This is a genomic window from Micrococcus porci, assembly GCF_020097155.1.
GTDB lineage: Bacteria > Actinomycetota > Actinomycetes > Actinomycetales > Micrococcaceae > Micrococcus > Micrococcus porci.
Map to the genome: position 1 here is coordinate 787833 of NZ_CP083691.1, position 15542 is coordinate 803374.

The following is a 15542-nucleotide window of genomic DNA, read 5'->3' on the forward strand; positions in this document are numbered from 1 at the left end:
GCCCCGGCCCCTCCGTCTTCGTTCGCGAAACGGACGGCGTGTCCGGCGCGTCCGTGCGCGATGTGGACGGCGCCTCAGCCCGCCGGGAGCGCCGCCGCCACCCGGTGCAGGATCCCGACGTCGTCGCCCCCGCCCATCGTCCCCGCCTCGGACGCGTCCAGACGCCGGTTCAGCACGTACTGGCGGCGCCCGTCCAGCACATGCGCGGTGCGCATGCGGACCTCCGCGCCGTCCGGCCCGGGGATCCGCTTCTCGTAGACCACGGCCTCCCCGCCGGGCCAGTCCGCGCCCCGTGCGTCGACCACGCCGAGCCAGCCGGTCTGCCCGGCGCAGTCGGCGCGCACCTGCGCGTGGCGGTCCCAGGAGCGACGCGCGGCCTCCACGTCCGGGAAGTCGGTGACGGTGAGGTTCACGTAGCCGGCGGTGTCCGTGCTGGACTGTCCGCGCGCGCTGCCCGCCCCCGCCAGGCCACGGGCGCCGGACTCGGCCTCCGACTGGGCGGCGGCCCGGTTGGCGTCCACGCAGGCCTGCGAGGCGTCGCGGGCCTGGGACAGTGCGACCTCGTCGCCGTAGACGGTCGCCAGGTGCCGCTCCATGGCGTCCCGGTACTCGGCGCGCGAGTACACGTCCAGGACGGTCATCTGTGCGCCCGTGCCCTCCTCCACGGCCCGGGCGACGGCGTCCACCTGCGCCCGGCCCGCCCAGGGGGCCTCGGACGAGGACGCCGCCGTTGAGGCGACGTCCGTCCCGCCGGACCCGCCCGACGCCGCCCCGTCGGTCCCGCAGCCGGCCAGGGACAGGGCCCCCGAGAGGGCGAGGGCGGCGGCGGTGAGGGCGGCGGGGGCGGAGCGCATGGATCCATGATGCGCCCGCGTGCGACGGCCGAGCGGCACGCGACGGCGCCCCCCACTGCGACGGTGCGGGGCGCCGAGACGCCGCGGCCGGGGAGGGGGCTCAGCCGGCGGGGACGGCCTCGAGGACCTGCTCGGCGAGGGCGCGGGCCTGGTCGGCGGCGCCGGCGGGGGCGGTCTCGCCCGGGCCGGCGACCATCACGCTGACCACGTCCGTGCCGCGCCGCACGGCGAGCCATCGCCCTCCCGCGAGCTCCCCGCCCACGGCCTCGTCGCCGATCCCGGTCACGGGGGCGATGTCGGTGGGCTGCTCGGCGCCGGGCACCTGGACGTCCGTGCACAGCTCGATCGGAGCGGAGCCGTCCGCCAAGGCCGCCACGGCCGCCGAGACGTCCGGGTAGGCGACCACGTCGGCCCGGACCGAGGTGTAGCCGCCCCCCGCGACGGTGGGCATGGCGTCGGAGCGCAGCTGGGCCCCGCCCGCGGCGGCCTCGGTGCGAAACCGCTCCGCCGCGGCGTCCGCGCACCGCTGCTGGGCCTCCGTGTAGGTCGGCGACGCGCTCGAGCCCTCGGCCGCCGGCTCCAGCGGTCCGTCCGTGAGGATCGTCGCCTGGTCCTCCAGGTCGGTCTTCCGCTCGAGCGGGGAGACGGACCTCGTGGTCACCTCGAAACCCTCGGGCGCGGCCGCCGTGACGGCCTCCGTCAGGCCCGTCCGGGCCTCGTTTCCGAACCGGTCCGGCATGGACAGGGACAGCGCCGAGGACGATGCGGCCGAGGAGGAGGCGGCCGGCGAGGTCACGCTCGAGCCCGCGCCGCCGGCGGTCGGGCTGCCGGCCGCCGTGGAGGAGGAGGCGGACCCGCCCCCGCCGGCGCAGCCGGTCAGGACGAGGGCGGCGGCGCCCAGGGCGAAGCCCGCCCGCAGTCGGCGGGACGGGACGGCTGTCATGTGGGTCATGGGAGAAGTGAATGCCCTGTACCCCGCTTGGTCAAGGGCTGTGTCGGGGCAGCCCGCGCCCCGGTCACCCCCGCGAACGACGACGCCGGCGCCCCCGCGGGGGAGACGCGCCGGCGTCGTCGGTGGGCTCGGACCGTGAGCCCCGGCCGGATCAGGCCTTCGGCTCGGCCTCCGGCATCGGCCAGGTCTTGGCGACCAGCGTCAGCACGTCGTACTGCGCCACCAGCTCGTCCTTCTGGTTGTGCAGCCGGCAGTCCCAGGCGACCTCGCCGTACTCGTCCGTCACGCGCGGGGTGATCCTCTTCGCGGTGAGGGTCACGCGGATGGCGTCGTCGTAGGTGACGGGCGTGATGAAGCGCAGGTCGTCCAGGCCGTAGTTGGCGAGCACCGGGCCCGGATCCGGGGCCACGAACAGGCCCGCGGCCCAGGAGACCAGCAGGTAGCCGTGGGCCACGCGGCGCGGGAAGAACGGGTTGGCCATGGCGGCCTCCTCGTCCGTGTGCGCGTAGAACTTGTCGCCCGTGGACTCGGCGAACGCCGTGATGTCCTCGATGGTGACGGTCCGCAGGCCGGAGGCGAACTGGTCGCCGATCTGCAGCTCGTCGAGCGCCTTGTAGAACGGGTGCTTCGCCTTGCCTGCCTCCACGTCCTCACGGGTGGCGGTCTGCGCGGCGGCGCCCTGGTGCCACACGCCGGTGATGGCGGTCAGCATGTCCGGGGAGCCCTGCACGGCGGTGCGCTGCATGTAGTGCTTGACGGCGCGGACGCCGCCCAGCTCCTCGCCGCCGCCGGCGCGGCCGGGGCCGCCGTGGATCAGCACCGGCACGGGGGCGCCGTGGCCGGTGGTGGTCTTCGCGGTCTGGCGGTTCAGCACGTGCACGCGGCCGTGGTGGGCGCCGATGCCCGCGATGAACTCGGAGGCGGTGGCGCCGTCGTTCGTGGCGAGGGTGGCCACCAGCGAGCCGGAGCCCAGCGCGGCCAGGCGCACGGCGTCGGCGACGTCCGTGTAGCCGATCACGGAGGTCACCGGGCCGAAGGCCTCCACGGAGTGCACCTGCGGGGTGTCGGCGTCGGCGAAGGTGAGCACGGTGGGGGCGAAGAACGCACCGGCCTCCGCGTCGGCGTCGCCCGTGGAGCCCTCCGGGCCGCCCAGGCGGACCTGGCCGCCGGCGTCGACCAGGGTCTGCACGGCCTTGCGAACTTCGGACTGCTGCTCCTTGGAGGCCAGGGCGCCCATGGTGGTGCCCTCAGCGCGGGGATCGCCCAGGACCACCGTGGAGGAGAGACGCTCGGTGAGGGCCGCCGTGACGTCCTCGACCATGGCCTCCGGCACGATCACGCGGCGGATCGCGGTGCACTTCTGACCGGCCTTGACGGTCATCTCCTGGAAGACGACCTTCACGAATGCCTCGAACTCGGGGGTGTCCACGCCCGCGTCCGGGCCGAGGATGGCCGCGTTGAGGGAGTCGGTCTCCGCGGTGAAGCGGACACCGCCGTTGAGGACGTTCTCGTGCTGGCGCAGGGTCTGCGCGGTGCCGGCCGAGCCGGTGAACGCCACGTGGTCGCGGTAGTCCAGGTGGTCGAGCAGGTCGCGGGCGGAGCCGGAGATCAGCTGGATCGAGCCCTCGGGCAGCACGCCGGACTCCACCATCATGCGCACGCAGGCCTCGGTGACGTAGCCGGTGGGGGTGGCCGGCTTGACCACGGTGGGAACGCCCGCGACGAAGGCCGGGGCGAACTTCTCCAACATGCCCCACACGGGGAAGTTGAAGGCGTTGATCTGCACGGCCACGCCCGGGATGCGCTGGTAGATGTGCTCGCCGATGAAGGAGCCGTCGCGGGAGAGGGGCTCCACGTCGCCGTCGATGATCACGTTGGAGTTCGGCAGCTCGCGGCGGCCCTTCCCGGAGAACGTGAAGAGGGTGCCGATGCCGCCGTCGACGTCGAAGGCGTGGTCGCGCTGCGTGGAGCCGGTGGCGAAGGAGAGGTCGTAGAGCTCCTGGATGCGGGAGTTCAGGTAGAGGGCGAGCTCCTTGAGCTTGAGCGCGCGCTCGTGGATGGTCAGCTCGCCCAGGTTCCTCTGGCCGACGGTGCGGGCGTGCTCGATGGCGCCGGCGGTGTCGATGCCGTCCGTGGACACGCGGGCCATGAGCTCGCCGGTGTTCGCGTCCGTCACGTCGGTGACCTTGGACGGGTGTGACGGCGTCCACCAGCTGCCGGCGACGTAGCTGGGGAGGATCTCCGGGAGGGAGGGGGCGGTGACGGTCACGGGGGCTCCTGGTGTCGGGGGCGCGGACGAGTCCCGACCGATCGGTCGGTTATTGGTCCTCACCCTAGCCGAGACGTGGATCACGCGGGAGGGGGAGCCGGGTCGGTGACGCCGTCGTCGTGGGGAGGGGGGTGGGGTCTGGCGGCGACCCGTGGTGCCGAGGCCCGCAGACGCGCCGTTATGGCCAGGATGTAGCGGCGTGTCTGCGGGCCTCGGTGGGGCGTCGTCCACAGATCCCGGCGGACGACGACGGCGGCGCGCCCGGATCGGGCACGCTCGGCCCATGCCCCGCTCGCCCGCGCCCCTGCCTCCGATGCGCTGCGGACTGGACGGCCTCCTCCGCGCTCCGACCGTGTTCTCGACCCCGGCCGCGCGCGAGGCGGGCGTGAGTGCGGCCCGGCTGCGGCGCGGGGACGTGGTCTCCCTCGGGTGGGGGCTCTGGGGCCGGCGCGGCGTCGAACCGGACCCCCTGGACCATGTGCGGGCGCTGCAGGATCTGCACCCCGAGGGCGTGTTCAACCACGTGACGGCCGCCCGGGTGCTCGGCCTGTGGCTGACCGGGCCGCTCGCCGCCGACCGGTCCGTGCACATCGCGACCCCGCGCGGCCACGGCACCGCGTCGAGCCGGGCCGGGATCCGCTCACACCGCCTCCGCGCCGACGCACCGGTGCGGATCGTGGACGGGGTGCGTGTGACCGCACCGGGGTGGACGTTCGTGGACCTCGCCGCGCAGGCCGGGCCGCTCGAGCATCTCGTCGCGCTGGGGGACAGCATGGTGCGGACCGCCCCGACGGAGGCCCGCCGCCGTCGGCTGCCTCCCGGGGTGACGGACGTGGCCGAGCTGCGCGCCGCCGTCGAGGAACGCGGACGGGTGCGCGGGATCCGCGCGGCCCGGGAGGCGCTGGAGCTCGTGCGTCCCGGGGTCGACTCGCCGCCGGAGAGCCGGCTGCGGGTGCGGCTCGTCCTGGACGGCGTCCCTGAGCCCGCGGTGAACCCGTGCATCCGCCTCGCCACGGGACAGCGGCTTCGCGTGGATCTGGTGTGGGCGGAGGCCAAGGTGGCCGTCGAGTACGACGGCGATCAGCACCGCACGGATCGCCGGCAGTGGCGTGAGGACCGCGAGCGGGACGCGGCCCTGCGCGCGGAGGGGTGGGAGGTGATCCGGGTGACCGCCGACGTGTTCCGGCCGGGGCACTGGGAGCTGTTCGTGCGGCAGCTGCGGGGCCTGGTGGCCGCGCGGACGAAGCCGGGCCGAGTGCCGCCGTCGTGGATCTGACCCGCCCAGGCCCGCAGACTCGCCGCTACGGCCCAGACGTAGCGGCGCGTCTGCGGGGCCTCGGCGAGAGGGGCGGAGGTCTCGGGCCCTCGGGCCGGCGTCGACCCCCTGCTCCTCGTCTCCGGACCGGCGTAGAATCGAGCCCCGGTCCCCTCGGACCCGCCCCGCCCCCCCTCATCCGGAGAGTTCTGCCGCATGCTGCGCACCATGTTCCACGCCAAGATCCACCGGGCCACCGTGACCCAGGCGGACCTGCACTACGTGGGCTCCGTGACCGTGGACCAGGACCTGCTGGACGCCGCGGACATCCTCCCGGGCGAGCTCGTGTCCATCGTGGACGTCACGAACGGCGCGCGGCTGGAGACCTACACCATCGCGGGTGAGCGGGGCTCCGGCGTGCTCGGCATCAACGGCGCCGCCGCCCACCTGGTGCATCCGGGGGACATCGTCATCCTCATCGCCTACGGGCAGATGGACGACGCCGAGGCCCGCCACTTCCAGCCCAAGGTCGTCCACGTGGACGCGGACAACAGGATCGTGGAGCTCGGCGTCGACCCCGCCGACGGCCTGCTCGACGGCCTCTCCCGCCCGCCGCTGTCCCGCGAGTGGAACGAGGCCCAGGCCGAGCTCTGAGCCGGCCGGGGCGCCGGGCCGTCATGGACGAGTTGTTGGAGCGGGGTCAGCGGTCGGCATGGCCTTCGCCCCGAGCGCCCGACGCGCGGAGCGCATCGCGGCCGCGTGGCTGAGGCCCATCGCGGTGCGGGCGCCCGGTACGCGGTCTACGGCGCGCATCCACGGCGCGGTCAGCACCACCTCCTGCTCCCACACCACGATGCAGCGCGGCGCGTGTCCGGCCGGGGCGCCGTCGTCGTGGACGGTGACCCGTACGGTGCCCGTCAGGTCTCCGCTCAGGTGCGCGACCAGAAGGCCGCGGGCGCGGTCGTCGATGAGACGCTCCATCGTCAGACGCACCGGCACGAACCCGCGCAGCCGGACGGCGGCGCGATCGGGGCCCAGGTGACGGACGCGCGGGACGGCCGGCCACCAGCGTGGGTAGCCGGCCGGGTCGGCGAGCAGGGCCAGCACGGACCGGGCGTCTGCGGGGACGGACCAGCGGTGGGTGAAGCGGAAGGGGCGGTCGACCGACATCAGGCCCGGCCGAAGGTGTCGGGGTCCACGGGGCGCCGGGTGCGGGGGAGCTTCGCGACGACCAGCAGGTACGACTCCGTGACGAGGTCCCGGACGAGCTGCTCGTCGAGGTCCGGGTGCGCGGCCAGGCTGAGCCAGTGCCGCTTGTCCATGTGATAGCCGGGCGTGATCGCCGCGGGAAGGGCTGCGCGCAGCTGGGCGCCGTCCTCCGGGCGGGCCTTCACGTTCACGAGGCGGCGCCCGTCGTGGTCGATGAACACCACGAACAGCTTCCCCTGCACCTTCACGACCTCGGTGTCCGGGCCGAAGGGGTGCGACGCGGCGCTGCCCGGCAGCTCGAGGGCGCGGTCGCGGGCGATGCGCAGCAGCGTCGGCTCGTCCATGCCCGCCACGCTAGCCGCGCCGGCCCCGCCGCCGCACTTTCGAACGTGATATCGGGGGAATGAGCGCTTTCGAACGGGAGATAGGCCCTATCTCACGTTCGAAAGCGCCTGCCCCGGGGGCTCAGCGGTAGTCGAAGAAGCCCTTGCCGGACTTCCGGCCGAGCTCACCGCGGGCCACCATGTCCCGCATGAGCTGCGGCGGGGCGAAGCGCTCACCCAGCTGGGACTCGAGGTACTCCGCGATGCCCAGGCGCACGTCCAGGCCCACGATGTCGGTCAGCGCCAGCGGGCCGACCGGGAACTTGTAGCCGAGCACCATGGCGGCATCGATGTCCTCGGGGGAGGCCACACCCTCCTCGACCATGCGGATGGCCTCGAGCGCGATCGCCACGCCCAGGCGCGACGAGGCGAAGCCCGGTGCGTCCTTGACGACGACGGGGGTCTTGCCGAGCCCGCGGACCCACTCGGTGGACAGGGCCTGGAGCTCCGCACCGGTCTGCTCGCCGATCACGACCTCCACGAGCTTCGAGGCGGGCACCGGGTTGAAGTAGTGCAGGCCGCAGAACCGCTCGGGGCGCTGCAGGTGCGTGGCGATCTCGTCGATCGACAGGGACGAGGTGTTGCTGGCCAGCCAGGCGTCCTCGCGCAGGTGGGCCTCGACGTCGGTGAGCGCCTCGATCTTCACCTGCATGTCCTCGAACACGGCCTCGACGACGAGGTCGCAGCGGGCGAAGTCGGTGCGGTCCACGGAGACGGTCAGGCGCTGCGCCCACACGTTCAGGTCGCCGTCGATCTTGCCGCGCTCGAGGGAGGCGGCCAGGTCGGCCACGATGCGCTCCTGGGCGGCCTCGGCCGACTGCGGGTCACGCTCGACGACGACCACCTCGGACGATCCCGAGACGAGGAACGCGTGGGCGATGCCGCCGCCCATCCGACCGCCGCCGAGGACGCCGACGATCGAGGGGACGGAGCCGGTGGTCTGCTGGTTCTCGGTCATGATCTGTTCCTCACTCACTTCTTCTTGCGGTCCAGGAACGCCTGCATGCGCTCGAACTTGGCCTGCGACTCGAACAGGATGGCCTGCGCGATCTCGTCCACGTGGGGGTGGGCCTCGCGGGGCAGGTGGAAGACGCGCTTGGAGATCCGCACGGCCAGCGGGTCCTGCTGCGCGATGCGGTCGGCGAGAGCGTCGGCGGCGTCGAGGAGGGCGTCCGGCTCGTGCAGCTCGGTGACGAGCTTGAGCTCGAGGGCCTCCTGTGCGTCCAGGATCCGTCCGGCGAGCAGCAGCTCGAGGGCCACCGGCTCACCCACCAGTTCCTTGAGCCGCCACTGGGCGCCCGCAGCGGCCGTGATCCCCAGGCCCGTCTCGGGCTGGCCCATCTTCAGCGCCGGGGTGGCGATGCGGAAGTCGGCCGCGTAGGCCAGTTCCGCGCCGCCGCCGAGGGCGAAGCCGTCGATCGCCGCGATCACGGGCATGGGCAGCCGGTGGATGCGGTCGAAGACCTGCGAATTCACGCCGCGCAGGGCGTCGTCTCGGCGGCGCTCGCGCAGCTGTCCGATGTCCGCGCCGGAGGCGAAGATGCCGGAGAACCTCCCCGGCTCGCGCTTCGACTCCACCTGCGTGCCGGAGATGATCAGGATCTTCGGTTCGCGTTCGAGGTGGGCGCAGAGCTCGTGGAACTCGTCGACCATGGTCTGGTCGATCGCGTTGCGCACGCCCGGGCGGTCCATGCGCGCGTGGACGCGGTCCTCACGCTCCTCGACGCGCAGTGCCGTGAAGTGGCTGAAGTCGGCCATGCGCTCACACCTTCTCCACGAGCATCGCGGAGCCCTGGCCCACGCCCACGCACATCGTGGCCAGGCCCTTGTCCGCGCCCTCACGCTCCATCCGACCGAGCAGCGTGACCACGAGACGCGACCCCGAGGAGCCCAGCGGATGGCCCAGGGCGATCGCGCCGCCGTCGGCGTTGACGGTCTCCGGGTCCAGGCCGAGGCGCCGCATCGAGGCCAGGGACTGGGTGGCGAAGGCCTCGTTGAGCTCGACGGCGCCCAGGTCCGCCACGGACCAGCCGGAGCGCTCGAGGGCCTTCTCGGTGGCCGGGACAGGGCCCAGGCCCATGATCTCGGGGGCCAGGCCCGCTGAGGTGGACTCCACGACGCGGGCGCGCGGGGTCAGGCCGTACTTCTGCGCGGCCCGCTCAGAGACGACGAGGATCGCCGAGGCGCCGTCGTTGAGGGAGGAGGAGTTGCCGGCGGTGACCACGCCGTCCTTCTTGATGATCGGGCGCAGGCCGGCGAGCACCTCGGGGGTGGAGCCGGGACGGGGGCCCTCGTCCGTGTCCACGATCGTCTCGGCTCCCTTGCGGCCCGTGACGACGACGGGCACGATCTCGTCCGCGAAGCGGCCGGCCTCGATGGCGGCCAGCGCACGCTCGTGCGAGCGGGCGGCGAAGGCGTCCGCGTCCTCGCGGGTGATGCCGTCCACCTCGCCCACCTCCTCGGCGGTCTCCGGCATGGAGAAGGTGAACTTCTCCCCGAACTCGCCGTCCGCGAAGCGCGGGTTCACGAAGCGCCAACCGATCGAGGTGTCGAAGGCCGCGCCGGGCTTGGCGAACGCCGTCGTCGGCTTCTCCATCACCCAGGGGGCGCGGGACATCGACTCCACGCCTCCGGCCACGACGACGTCGGCCATCCCGGAGCGCACCATCGCGGTGGCGATGCCGATCGCGGACATGCCGGACGCGCAGAGGCGGTTCACGGTGATGCCCGGGACGGTGTCCGGGAAGCCGGCCAGCAACCAGGCCATGCGGGCGACGTTGCGGTTCTCCTCGCCGGCGCCGTTCGCGTTGCCGAGGATGACGTCGTCCACGACCGACGGGTCGATGCCGGCGTCCTCGATCACGGCCTTGACGGTCAAGGCGGCGAGGTCGTCGGGGCGGACGGAGGAGAGGGCGCCGCCGTACTTGCCGACGGGCGTGCGGCGACCGCCGACGAGCAGGGCCTGGGACTGTGCGGACATGGAGACTCCTTGAGTGACCGACGACGGGGCGGGCGCGGCGAATTACCGACCGTGCGTTCAGGTTCAGTATCCCGGGCCGGTGTGACGGGGGTCAACCGCGGGGGCGGGTGTGACGGGGTGGAGACGGGGCCGGGCGGCCGCGCCGAGACCACGTCGATCAGCGTCTGACCCGGCGCCCCCCGCACGGAGGCCCGCAGACGCGCCGCTTCGATCCCGACGTGGCGGCGTGTCTGCGGGCCTCGGCGCCGGTCCGGCCGCGCACGACGACGGCGCGCCCTTCCGGAGGAGGACGCGCCGTCGTCGTGGGGTGGGGACGGGTGAAACCCGTCAGGCGGGCCGGATCAGGCGGGGACCACGGGGTTCGAGCGGGTGGCGACGACCTCCTCGTCGTGCAGCTCGCGGTCCTGGATGCCCTTGGGCACGAACAGGACGGCGATCAGGGAGATCGCGGAGATGCCGATGATGTACCAGGCGACGCTCGGCCAGCCGGACTTCACGAGCTCGTCGGCGATCAGCGGGGCGAAGGCGCCGCCGATGATGGTGCCGATCGCGTAGCCGATGGACACGCCGGAGAAGCGGACGCGGGCCGGGAACATCTCCGCGTACATCGCGGACTGCGGGCCGTAGGACGGGCCGAGGCCCATCGTCAGCACGAAGAGCGCGAGGGAGAACAGCAGCAGCGAGGCCGTGTTGAGCAGCTGGAACATCGGGAAGGCCCAGGCGATGAGGATCGCGTAGCCGATCACGAAGGTGGTCTTGCGCCCGATCTTGTCGGAGATCCAGCCGCCGAGCAGGGTGAAGATGAACCAGCCGACGCCGCCGACGAGGCTCGCGATGAGCACCTCGGAGGAGGTCATGCCCAGGCCCTTCGGACCGCCGTACTTCGAGAACCACGCGATGAGCAGGTAGCCGACGCCGTTGTTCGCGGCGAAGATCACGGCGGCGAGGATGACCTCCTTGGTGTGGTGCCGGAAGAGCTCGCCCAGGGGGGCGGACTCGTCCACCTTGAGCTGCTGCATCTCCTTGAACACCGGGGACTCCTCCACGGCCTTGCGGATGAAGTAGCCGACCACGATCAGCAGGACCGAGACGAGGAACGGGATGCGCCAGCCCCAGGTGAGGAACTGCTCCTCGGACATGGTGGAGCGCACGAGGAACAGCACGCCGGTGGCGAGGATCATGCCGAGCGGCACGCCGATCTGCGGGGCGGAGCCGAACAGGCCGCGCTTGCCGTGGGGTGCGTGCTCCACGGCCAGCAGCGCCGCGCCGCCCCACTCGCCGCCGGCGGAGAAGCCCTGCAGCAGGCGCAGGAGCACCAGCAGGATGGGGGCCCACACGCCGATCTGCGCGTAGGTGGGCAGCAGGCCGATGAGGGTGGTGGCCGCGCCCATGCCGATGAGGGTCAGGGAGAGGACCAGCTTGCGGCCGAACTTGTCGCCGAGGTGGCCGGCGATGATGGCGCCGAGCGGGCGCACGAGGAAGGAGATGCCGAGGGTCACCCACGCGGCGATCTGCGCGCCGGACTCGCCCATGGGCTGGAAGAAGAGGGTGGCGAAGACGAGTGCGGTGGCCTGCGCGAAGATGAAGAAGTCGTACCACTCGATGGTGGTGCCGACGAGCGTGCCGGCGAGGACCTTGCGCTCCTCGCGGGGGTCGCGGGCGGCCGCGACGGCCGGGGAGGCGACGGTGTGGCTCATGGGTGCTCCTGGGGTGAGGGGCTGCGTGCCGGCGTGAGACGGCGATGCGAATGCGGACCGACCGAGCGGTCGGGAAGTGACAGGGATCACCGTATACGATCGAATGTGACCTGTGCCACGGGCACTCTCCACGACGTGAATATGACGACGGCGCGACCCGTGACGACGACGCCGCCCGTCCCCTCCACGCGGAGGGGGCGGGCGGCGTCGCGGCCGGCGGGGCCGGAGGGGATCAGGGGCGGCCGGTGAACTCCGGCTTCCGCTTCTCCTGGAAGGCCGTGAAGCCCTCCGCGTAGTCGGCGGTGTCGCAGAGCTCGCCCTGGGCGACGTTCTCCGCGTCGAGGGACTCCCAGAGGCCCACGCGCCGGTCGCGGATCTGGCGGACCAGCTCCTTGGAGGCGCGGAAGGCGAGGGTGGCGCCGTCGGCGACCTTCGCGACCTTCTCGCGGGTGAAGCCGTCCAGCTCCTCCGCCGGGACGGCGCGGGAGAACAGGCCCGCCTGCACGGCCTCGGCGCCCGAGATCAGCTCGGCGGTGTAGATGAGGTCCAGGGTGCGGTGGGCACCCAGGCGCTCGGTGAACAGCCAGTGGCCGCCCGAGTCCAGGGTCGCGCCGAGGTTGGCGAACGGCGAGCCGATCTTCGCGTTCTCCGCCACGTAGACCACGTCGGAGGCGATGGCCAGGCCCAGGCCCACGCCCAGGCACGCACCCTGCACGGCCGCGAAGGTCGGCACAGGGGCCTCGGAGATGGCCTTCAGCACCGGGGTGACCTTGTCCCGCAGGTAGGCGGTGGCGTCGTCGTCGGCGGGGACGACGTTCGAGATGTCGCGGCCCGCGCAGAAGCCGCGGCCCTCGCCGCGCAGGAGGATGGCACGGACCTCGCCGGACTCGGCGCCCGCGGAGGCCTGCGCGTACGCGTCGGCCAGGTCCGCCAGGGCCTGCTCGTCCAGGGAGTTCATCTTCTGGGGGGCGTTCAGGGTGATCACGGCGACGCGGTCGGCGATCGCCAGCTCGATCATGCTCATGGTGCTCCTTCGGGGTCTCGGCACGGAGGGTGCGGGGTGCGGCGCAGGGGGTGCACGCGGCGACGGGCGCCGCCCCGGTCAGGGGGCGGCGCCCGTCGTCATGCTCGGCGCATCAGGCGTCGAAGTCGACCTTGATGCTGTCGGTGGTGGGGCGGGTCTGGCAGGTCAGCACGTAGCCCTGCTCGACCTCGTCCTTCTCCAGGGCGTAGTTCTCCTCCATCGTGAACTCGCCCTCGGTGACCTTGGCGCGGCAGGTGCCGCACACGCCGCCGGCGCAGGCGAACGGGACGTCGGAGCGCACGCGCAGGGCGGCGTTGAGGATCGTCTCGTGCGCGGACTTCGGGGACTCGACCTTGGCGGACAGGCCGTCGAGGTTGAACTCGATGGTGACGTTGTCGCCGGACGGGTCGGCCTCGACCCCGCGGCCGGACTGGCCCTGCGGGGCCTCCGGCTTGCCGGTGGTGAACAGCTCGAAGCGCACGTCGTCCTCGGCCACGCCGCGCTCGGAGAGCGTGTCGCGGGCCAGCTGGACCAGCTCGAACGGGCCGCAGAGGAACCACTCGTCGGTGTTCTCGACGTCGATCACGCGGTCCAGCAGCGTGTTCAGCTTCTCGTCGTCGATGCGGCCGGAGAGCAGCGGGGCCACGCGCTGCTCGCGGGAGAGCACGTGGTTCACCGTGAAGCGGGCCGGGTACTTGTCCTTGAGGTCGCCGATCTCCTCCGCGAACATCACGTCCATGGCCGAGCGGTTCGCGTAGATCAGGTCGAAGCGCGCGGAGTCGGACGCGGCCAGCACGGACTTGGCGATCGCCATGATCGGGGTGATGCCGGAGCCGGCGGCCAGGGCCACCAGGTGCGTCTGGTCCTGCTTCACGGCCTCGGCGGCCACGGCCTCCGGGTCGTTCATGGAGGTGACGTTCGTGCGGGACGTGAACGCGCCCTGCGGGTTCATCACGTCGATCTTCTCGCCGACCTCGAGGACCTCGTTGGCCCACGTCGAGAACGTGCCGCCGAGGTCCTTCTTCACGGCCACGCGGATCTCGCCGCGCTGCGGCACCGCGCAGATGGAGTAGGAGCGGCGCAGCTCGGCGCCGTCGAGCTCCTTGCGGAGGGCGACGTACTGGCCCGGCACGTAGTCGTAGTCGTCCGCGAGCTCCTCGGGGACCGCGAAGGTCACCTCCACGGAGTCGTCGGTGAGCTTGCGCAGGCCGGACACCTCGAGGGTGTTGAACGTGGCGCGGCGCTTGCCGGTGATGGGGGCGTCGGTGGTCTCGGTCATCAGTGCACCTTGAAGTAGTCGAAGGGCTCGAGGCACTCCTGGCAGGTGTACAGCGCCTTGCAGGAGGTGGAGCCGAAGCGGGTGATCTCTCGAGTGTTGAGCGAATGGCAGCGCGGGCACTTGACCGCCAGGCCCACGCGCACGGGGCCCTCGTCGGTGCGCGCCGAGGGCGGGGCGATCCCGTACTCCGCGAGCTTGGCCTTGCCCTCGTCGGTCATCCAGTCCGTGGTCCAGGCCGGCTGCAGCACGGTGCGCACCTCGGCGTCCGGGTAGCCGGCACGGCCCAGGGCCGTGGTCACGTCCGCGGTGATGGTGCCCATCGCGGGGCACCCCGAATACGTGGGGGTGATGACGACGACGGCGCGGCCGTCCTCCACCTGCACGTCCCGGAGGATCCCGAGGTCCGCGATGGACAGCACGGGGATCTCCGGGTCGTGCACGGTGGCGGCGGCGTCCCAGACCTGCGCGGCGGCGGGGTCGGAGGGCCTCAGCTCGGCGGCGGTGGTCACCAGGAGGCCCCCGGGTGACGCCGGGCCAGGGACTGCATCTCGGCCAGGATGTAGCCGCGGTACTCGCTCATCTGACCGGAGCGGTCGCCGCCGCGGGCCGCGCCCGTCTCCGGCACCTTCAGGTCGGCCCCCTCGATGGCGGCGCGGATGCGGGCCATCGTGGACTCCTCCAGGGAGGAGGGGAGCACGGCGATTCCCTGCTCCGCCAGGGAGCGGGTCAGCTCGTCGTCGTGGAAGAGCTCCGGCAGGTAGGGCCACAGCTCGTCCAGGCCGCGCTGCAGGCGGGCGTTGGACTCCTCGGTGCCCAGGCCCAGGCGGTTCACCCACTGCTCGGCGTGGTCGAGGTGGTACTCGACCTCCTTGAGCGCCTTGTCCGCGATGGCGGCCAGGGTGGCGTCCTTCGAGTCCTTCAGGCGGGTGTACAGGCCGTGCGCGTACACGGAGTAGTACAGCTGGCGCGCGATGGTCTTGCCGAAGTCGCCGTTCTCGGCCTCCACGAGGCGGGTGGAGCGGAACTCCTCCTCGTCGCGGAAGTAGGCGAGGTCGTCCTCGGACTTGTCCCAGGCGGTGCCGGCGTAGGAGAGGAGGAAGCGGGCGTGGCCCACCAGGTCCAGGGCGATGTTGCCCAGGGCGATGTCCTCCTCCAGCTCCGGGGCGCGCGAGATCCACCAGGACAGGCGCTGGCCGAGCATCAGGGCGTCGTCGCCCAGGTACACGGCGTAGCGAGCCACCTCGTCCGAGGCCTTCTGCCCGCCGGAGGCGATCTCCTCGGCGGTGTTGGCGACGCCGGCGGAGTGCCTCGTGGCGGAGTCGTTGGTCGCGAAGCTCACAGGTGCGGCACCCCCTCGGACTTCTGGTAGTAGGTGGCGTGGCGGTAGGACTTGCCCTGCGGGGACTCGAAGAAGCCGCCCTTGGAGTCCGGATCCGAGGCCGCGACGGCGTCGGCGGGGACGACCCACACGGAGGTGCCCTCGTTGCGGCGGGTGTAGAGGTCACGCGCGTTGCGCAGCGCCATGGTGGCGTCCGGGGCGTGCAGCGAGCCGGCGTGCACGTGGGACAGGCCGCGGTTGGCGCGGACGAAGACCTCCCAGAGGGGCCACTCGTTGCTGGGGGCGGTGTTCTCGGTCATGG

Annotated in this window: 16 protein-coding genes; 2 read left to right on the top strand and 14 right to left on the bottom strand. The window is 72.7% G+C overall.

Annotated features, from left to right (window positions below):
• Positions 1-74: 74 nt before the first annotated feature.
• The 3 genes from KW076_RS03800 to paaZ all read right to left on the bottom strand — a co-directional run bounded on the left by KW076_RS03800 (position 75) and on the right by paaZ (position 4075).
• On the bottom strand, positions 75-854 hold the full coding sequence (locus KW076_RS03800) for a hypothetical protein (RefSeq protein ID WP_224356280.1): 780 nt from the start codon (positions 852-854) through the stop codon (positions 75-77).
• A 100-nt stretch (positions 855-954) separates the two neighbouring features.
• On the bottom strand, positions 955-1806 hold the full coding sequence (locus KW076_RS03805) for a hypothetical protein (RefSeq protein WP_224356281.1): 852 nt from the start codon (positions 1804-1806) through the stop codon (positions 955-957).
• A 151-nt stretch (positions 1807-1957) separates the two neighbouring features.
• Positions 1958-4075, bottom strand: a complete 2118-nt coding sequence (paaZ, locus tag KW076_RS03810; protein WP_224356282.1) for a phenylacetic acid degradation bifunctional protein PaaZ — start codon at positions 4073-4075, stop codon at positions 1958-1960.
• Positions 4076-4358: 283 nt separating this feature from the next.
• On the opposite strand from paaZ, the gene KW076_RS03815 reads away from it, so the two are divergent.
• Both KW076_RS03815 and panD read left to right on the top strand, forming a co-directional pair.
• Positions 4359-5351, top strand: a complete 993-nt coding sequence (locus tag KW076_RS03815; protein ID WP_224356283.1) for a DUF559 domain-containing protein — start codon at positions 4359-4361, stop codon at positions 5349-5351.
• A 195-nt stretch (positions 5352-5546) separates the two neighbouring features.
• The gene (panD, locus tag KW076_RS03820; RefSeq protein ID WP_224356284.1) at positions 5547-5984 is read left to right on the top strand and encodes an aspartate 1-decarboxylase; all 438 of its coding nucleotides are present in this window, start codon (positions 5547-5549) and stop codon (positions 5982-5984) included.
• A 21-nt stretch (positions 5985-6005) separates the two neighbouring features.
• Here panD and KW076_RS03825 read toward each other — a convergent pair whose 3' ends face one another.
• The 11 genes from KW076_RS03825 to paaB form a co-directional block, all read right to left on the bottom strand.
• Positions 6006-6500 (bottom strand): SRPBCC family protein, encoded by a 495-nt coding sequence (locus KW076_RS03825; protein ID WP_224356285.1) that lies wholly within the window; start codon positions 6498-6500, stop codon positions 6006-6008.
• Positions 6500-6883: an MmcQ/YjbR family DNA-binding protein gene (locus tag KW076_RS03830; RefSeq protein WP_224356286.1), complete on the bottom strand. Its 384-nt coding sequence runs from the start codon at positions 6881-6883 to the stop codon at positions 6500-6502. Before KW076_RS03830 ends, KW076_RS03825 begins: the two co-directional genes overlap by 1 nt.
• Positions 6884-7004: 121 nt before the next feature.
• On the bottom strand, positions 7005-7880 hold the full coding sequence (locus tag KW076_RS03835; protein WP_224356287.1) for a 3-hydroxyacyl-CoA dehydrogenase family protein: 876 nt from the start codon (positions 7878-7880) through the stop codon (positions 7005-7007).
• Positions 7881-7894: 14 nt separating this feature from the next.
• On the bottom strand, positions 7895-8680 hold the full coding sequence (locus KW076_RS03840) for an enoyl-CoA hydratase/isomerase family protein (RefSeq protein ID WP_224356288.1): 786 nt from the start codon (positions 8678-8680) through the stop codon (positions 7895-7897).
• Positions 8681-8684: 4 nt separating this feature from the next.
• Positions 8685-9902: a thiolase family protein gene (locus tag KW076_RS03845; RefSeq protein WP_224356289.1), complete on the bottom strand. Its 1218-nt coding sequence runs from the start codon at positions 9900-9902 to the stop codon at positions 8685-8687.
• A gap of 341 nt (positions 9903-10243) precedes the next feature.
• Positions 10244-11599: an MFS transporter gene (locus KW076_RS03850; RefSeq protein ID WP_224356290.1), complete on the bottom strand. Its 1356-nt coding sequence runs from the start codon at positions 11597-11599 to the stop codon at positions 10244-10246.
• Between the two features lie 232 nt (positions 11600-11831).
• Positions 11832-12617, bottom strand: a complete 786-nt coding sequence (locus tag KW076_RS03855) for an enoyl-CoA hydratase/isomerase family protein (RefSeq protein WP_224356770.1) — start codon at positions 12615-12617, stop codon at positions 11832-11834.
• A gap of 118 nt (positions 12618-12735) precedes the next feature.
• On the bottom strand, positions 12736-13902 hold the full coding sequence (paaE, locus tag KW076_RS03860) for a 1,2-phenylacetyl-CoA epoxidase subunit PaaE (protein WP_224356291.1): 1167 nt from the start codon (positions 13900-13902) through the stop codon (positions 12736-12738).
• Positions 13902-14411 carry a 1,2-phenylacetyl-CoA epoxidase subunit PaaD gene (gene paaD / locus KW076_RS03865; protein ID WP_224356292.1) on the bottom strand — a complete coding sequence of 170 codons (510 nt, stop codon included), beginning with the start codon at positions 14409-14411 and terminating at the stop codon, positions 13902-13904. Before paaD ends, paaE begins: the two co-directional genes overlap by 1 nt.
• On the bottom strand, positions 14408-15241 hold the full coding sequence (paaC, locus tag KW076_RS03870) for a 1,2-phenylacetyl-CoA epoxidase subunit PaaC (protein ID WP_224356293.1): 834 nt from the start codon (positions 15239-15241) through the stop codon (positions 14408-14410). The genes paaD and paaC overlap by 4 nt, the downstream gene beginning before the upstream one ends.
• Positions 15238-15540, bottom strand: coding sequence for a 1,2-phenylacetyl-CoA epoxidase subunit PaaB (gene paaB / locus KW076_RS03875; protein ID WP_224356294.1), 303 nt, complete (start codon positions 15538-15540; stop codon positions 15238-15240). The genes paaC and paaB overlap by 4 nt, the downstream gene beginning before the upstream one ends.
• Positions 15541-15542 lie beyond the last annotated feature (2 nt).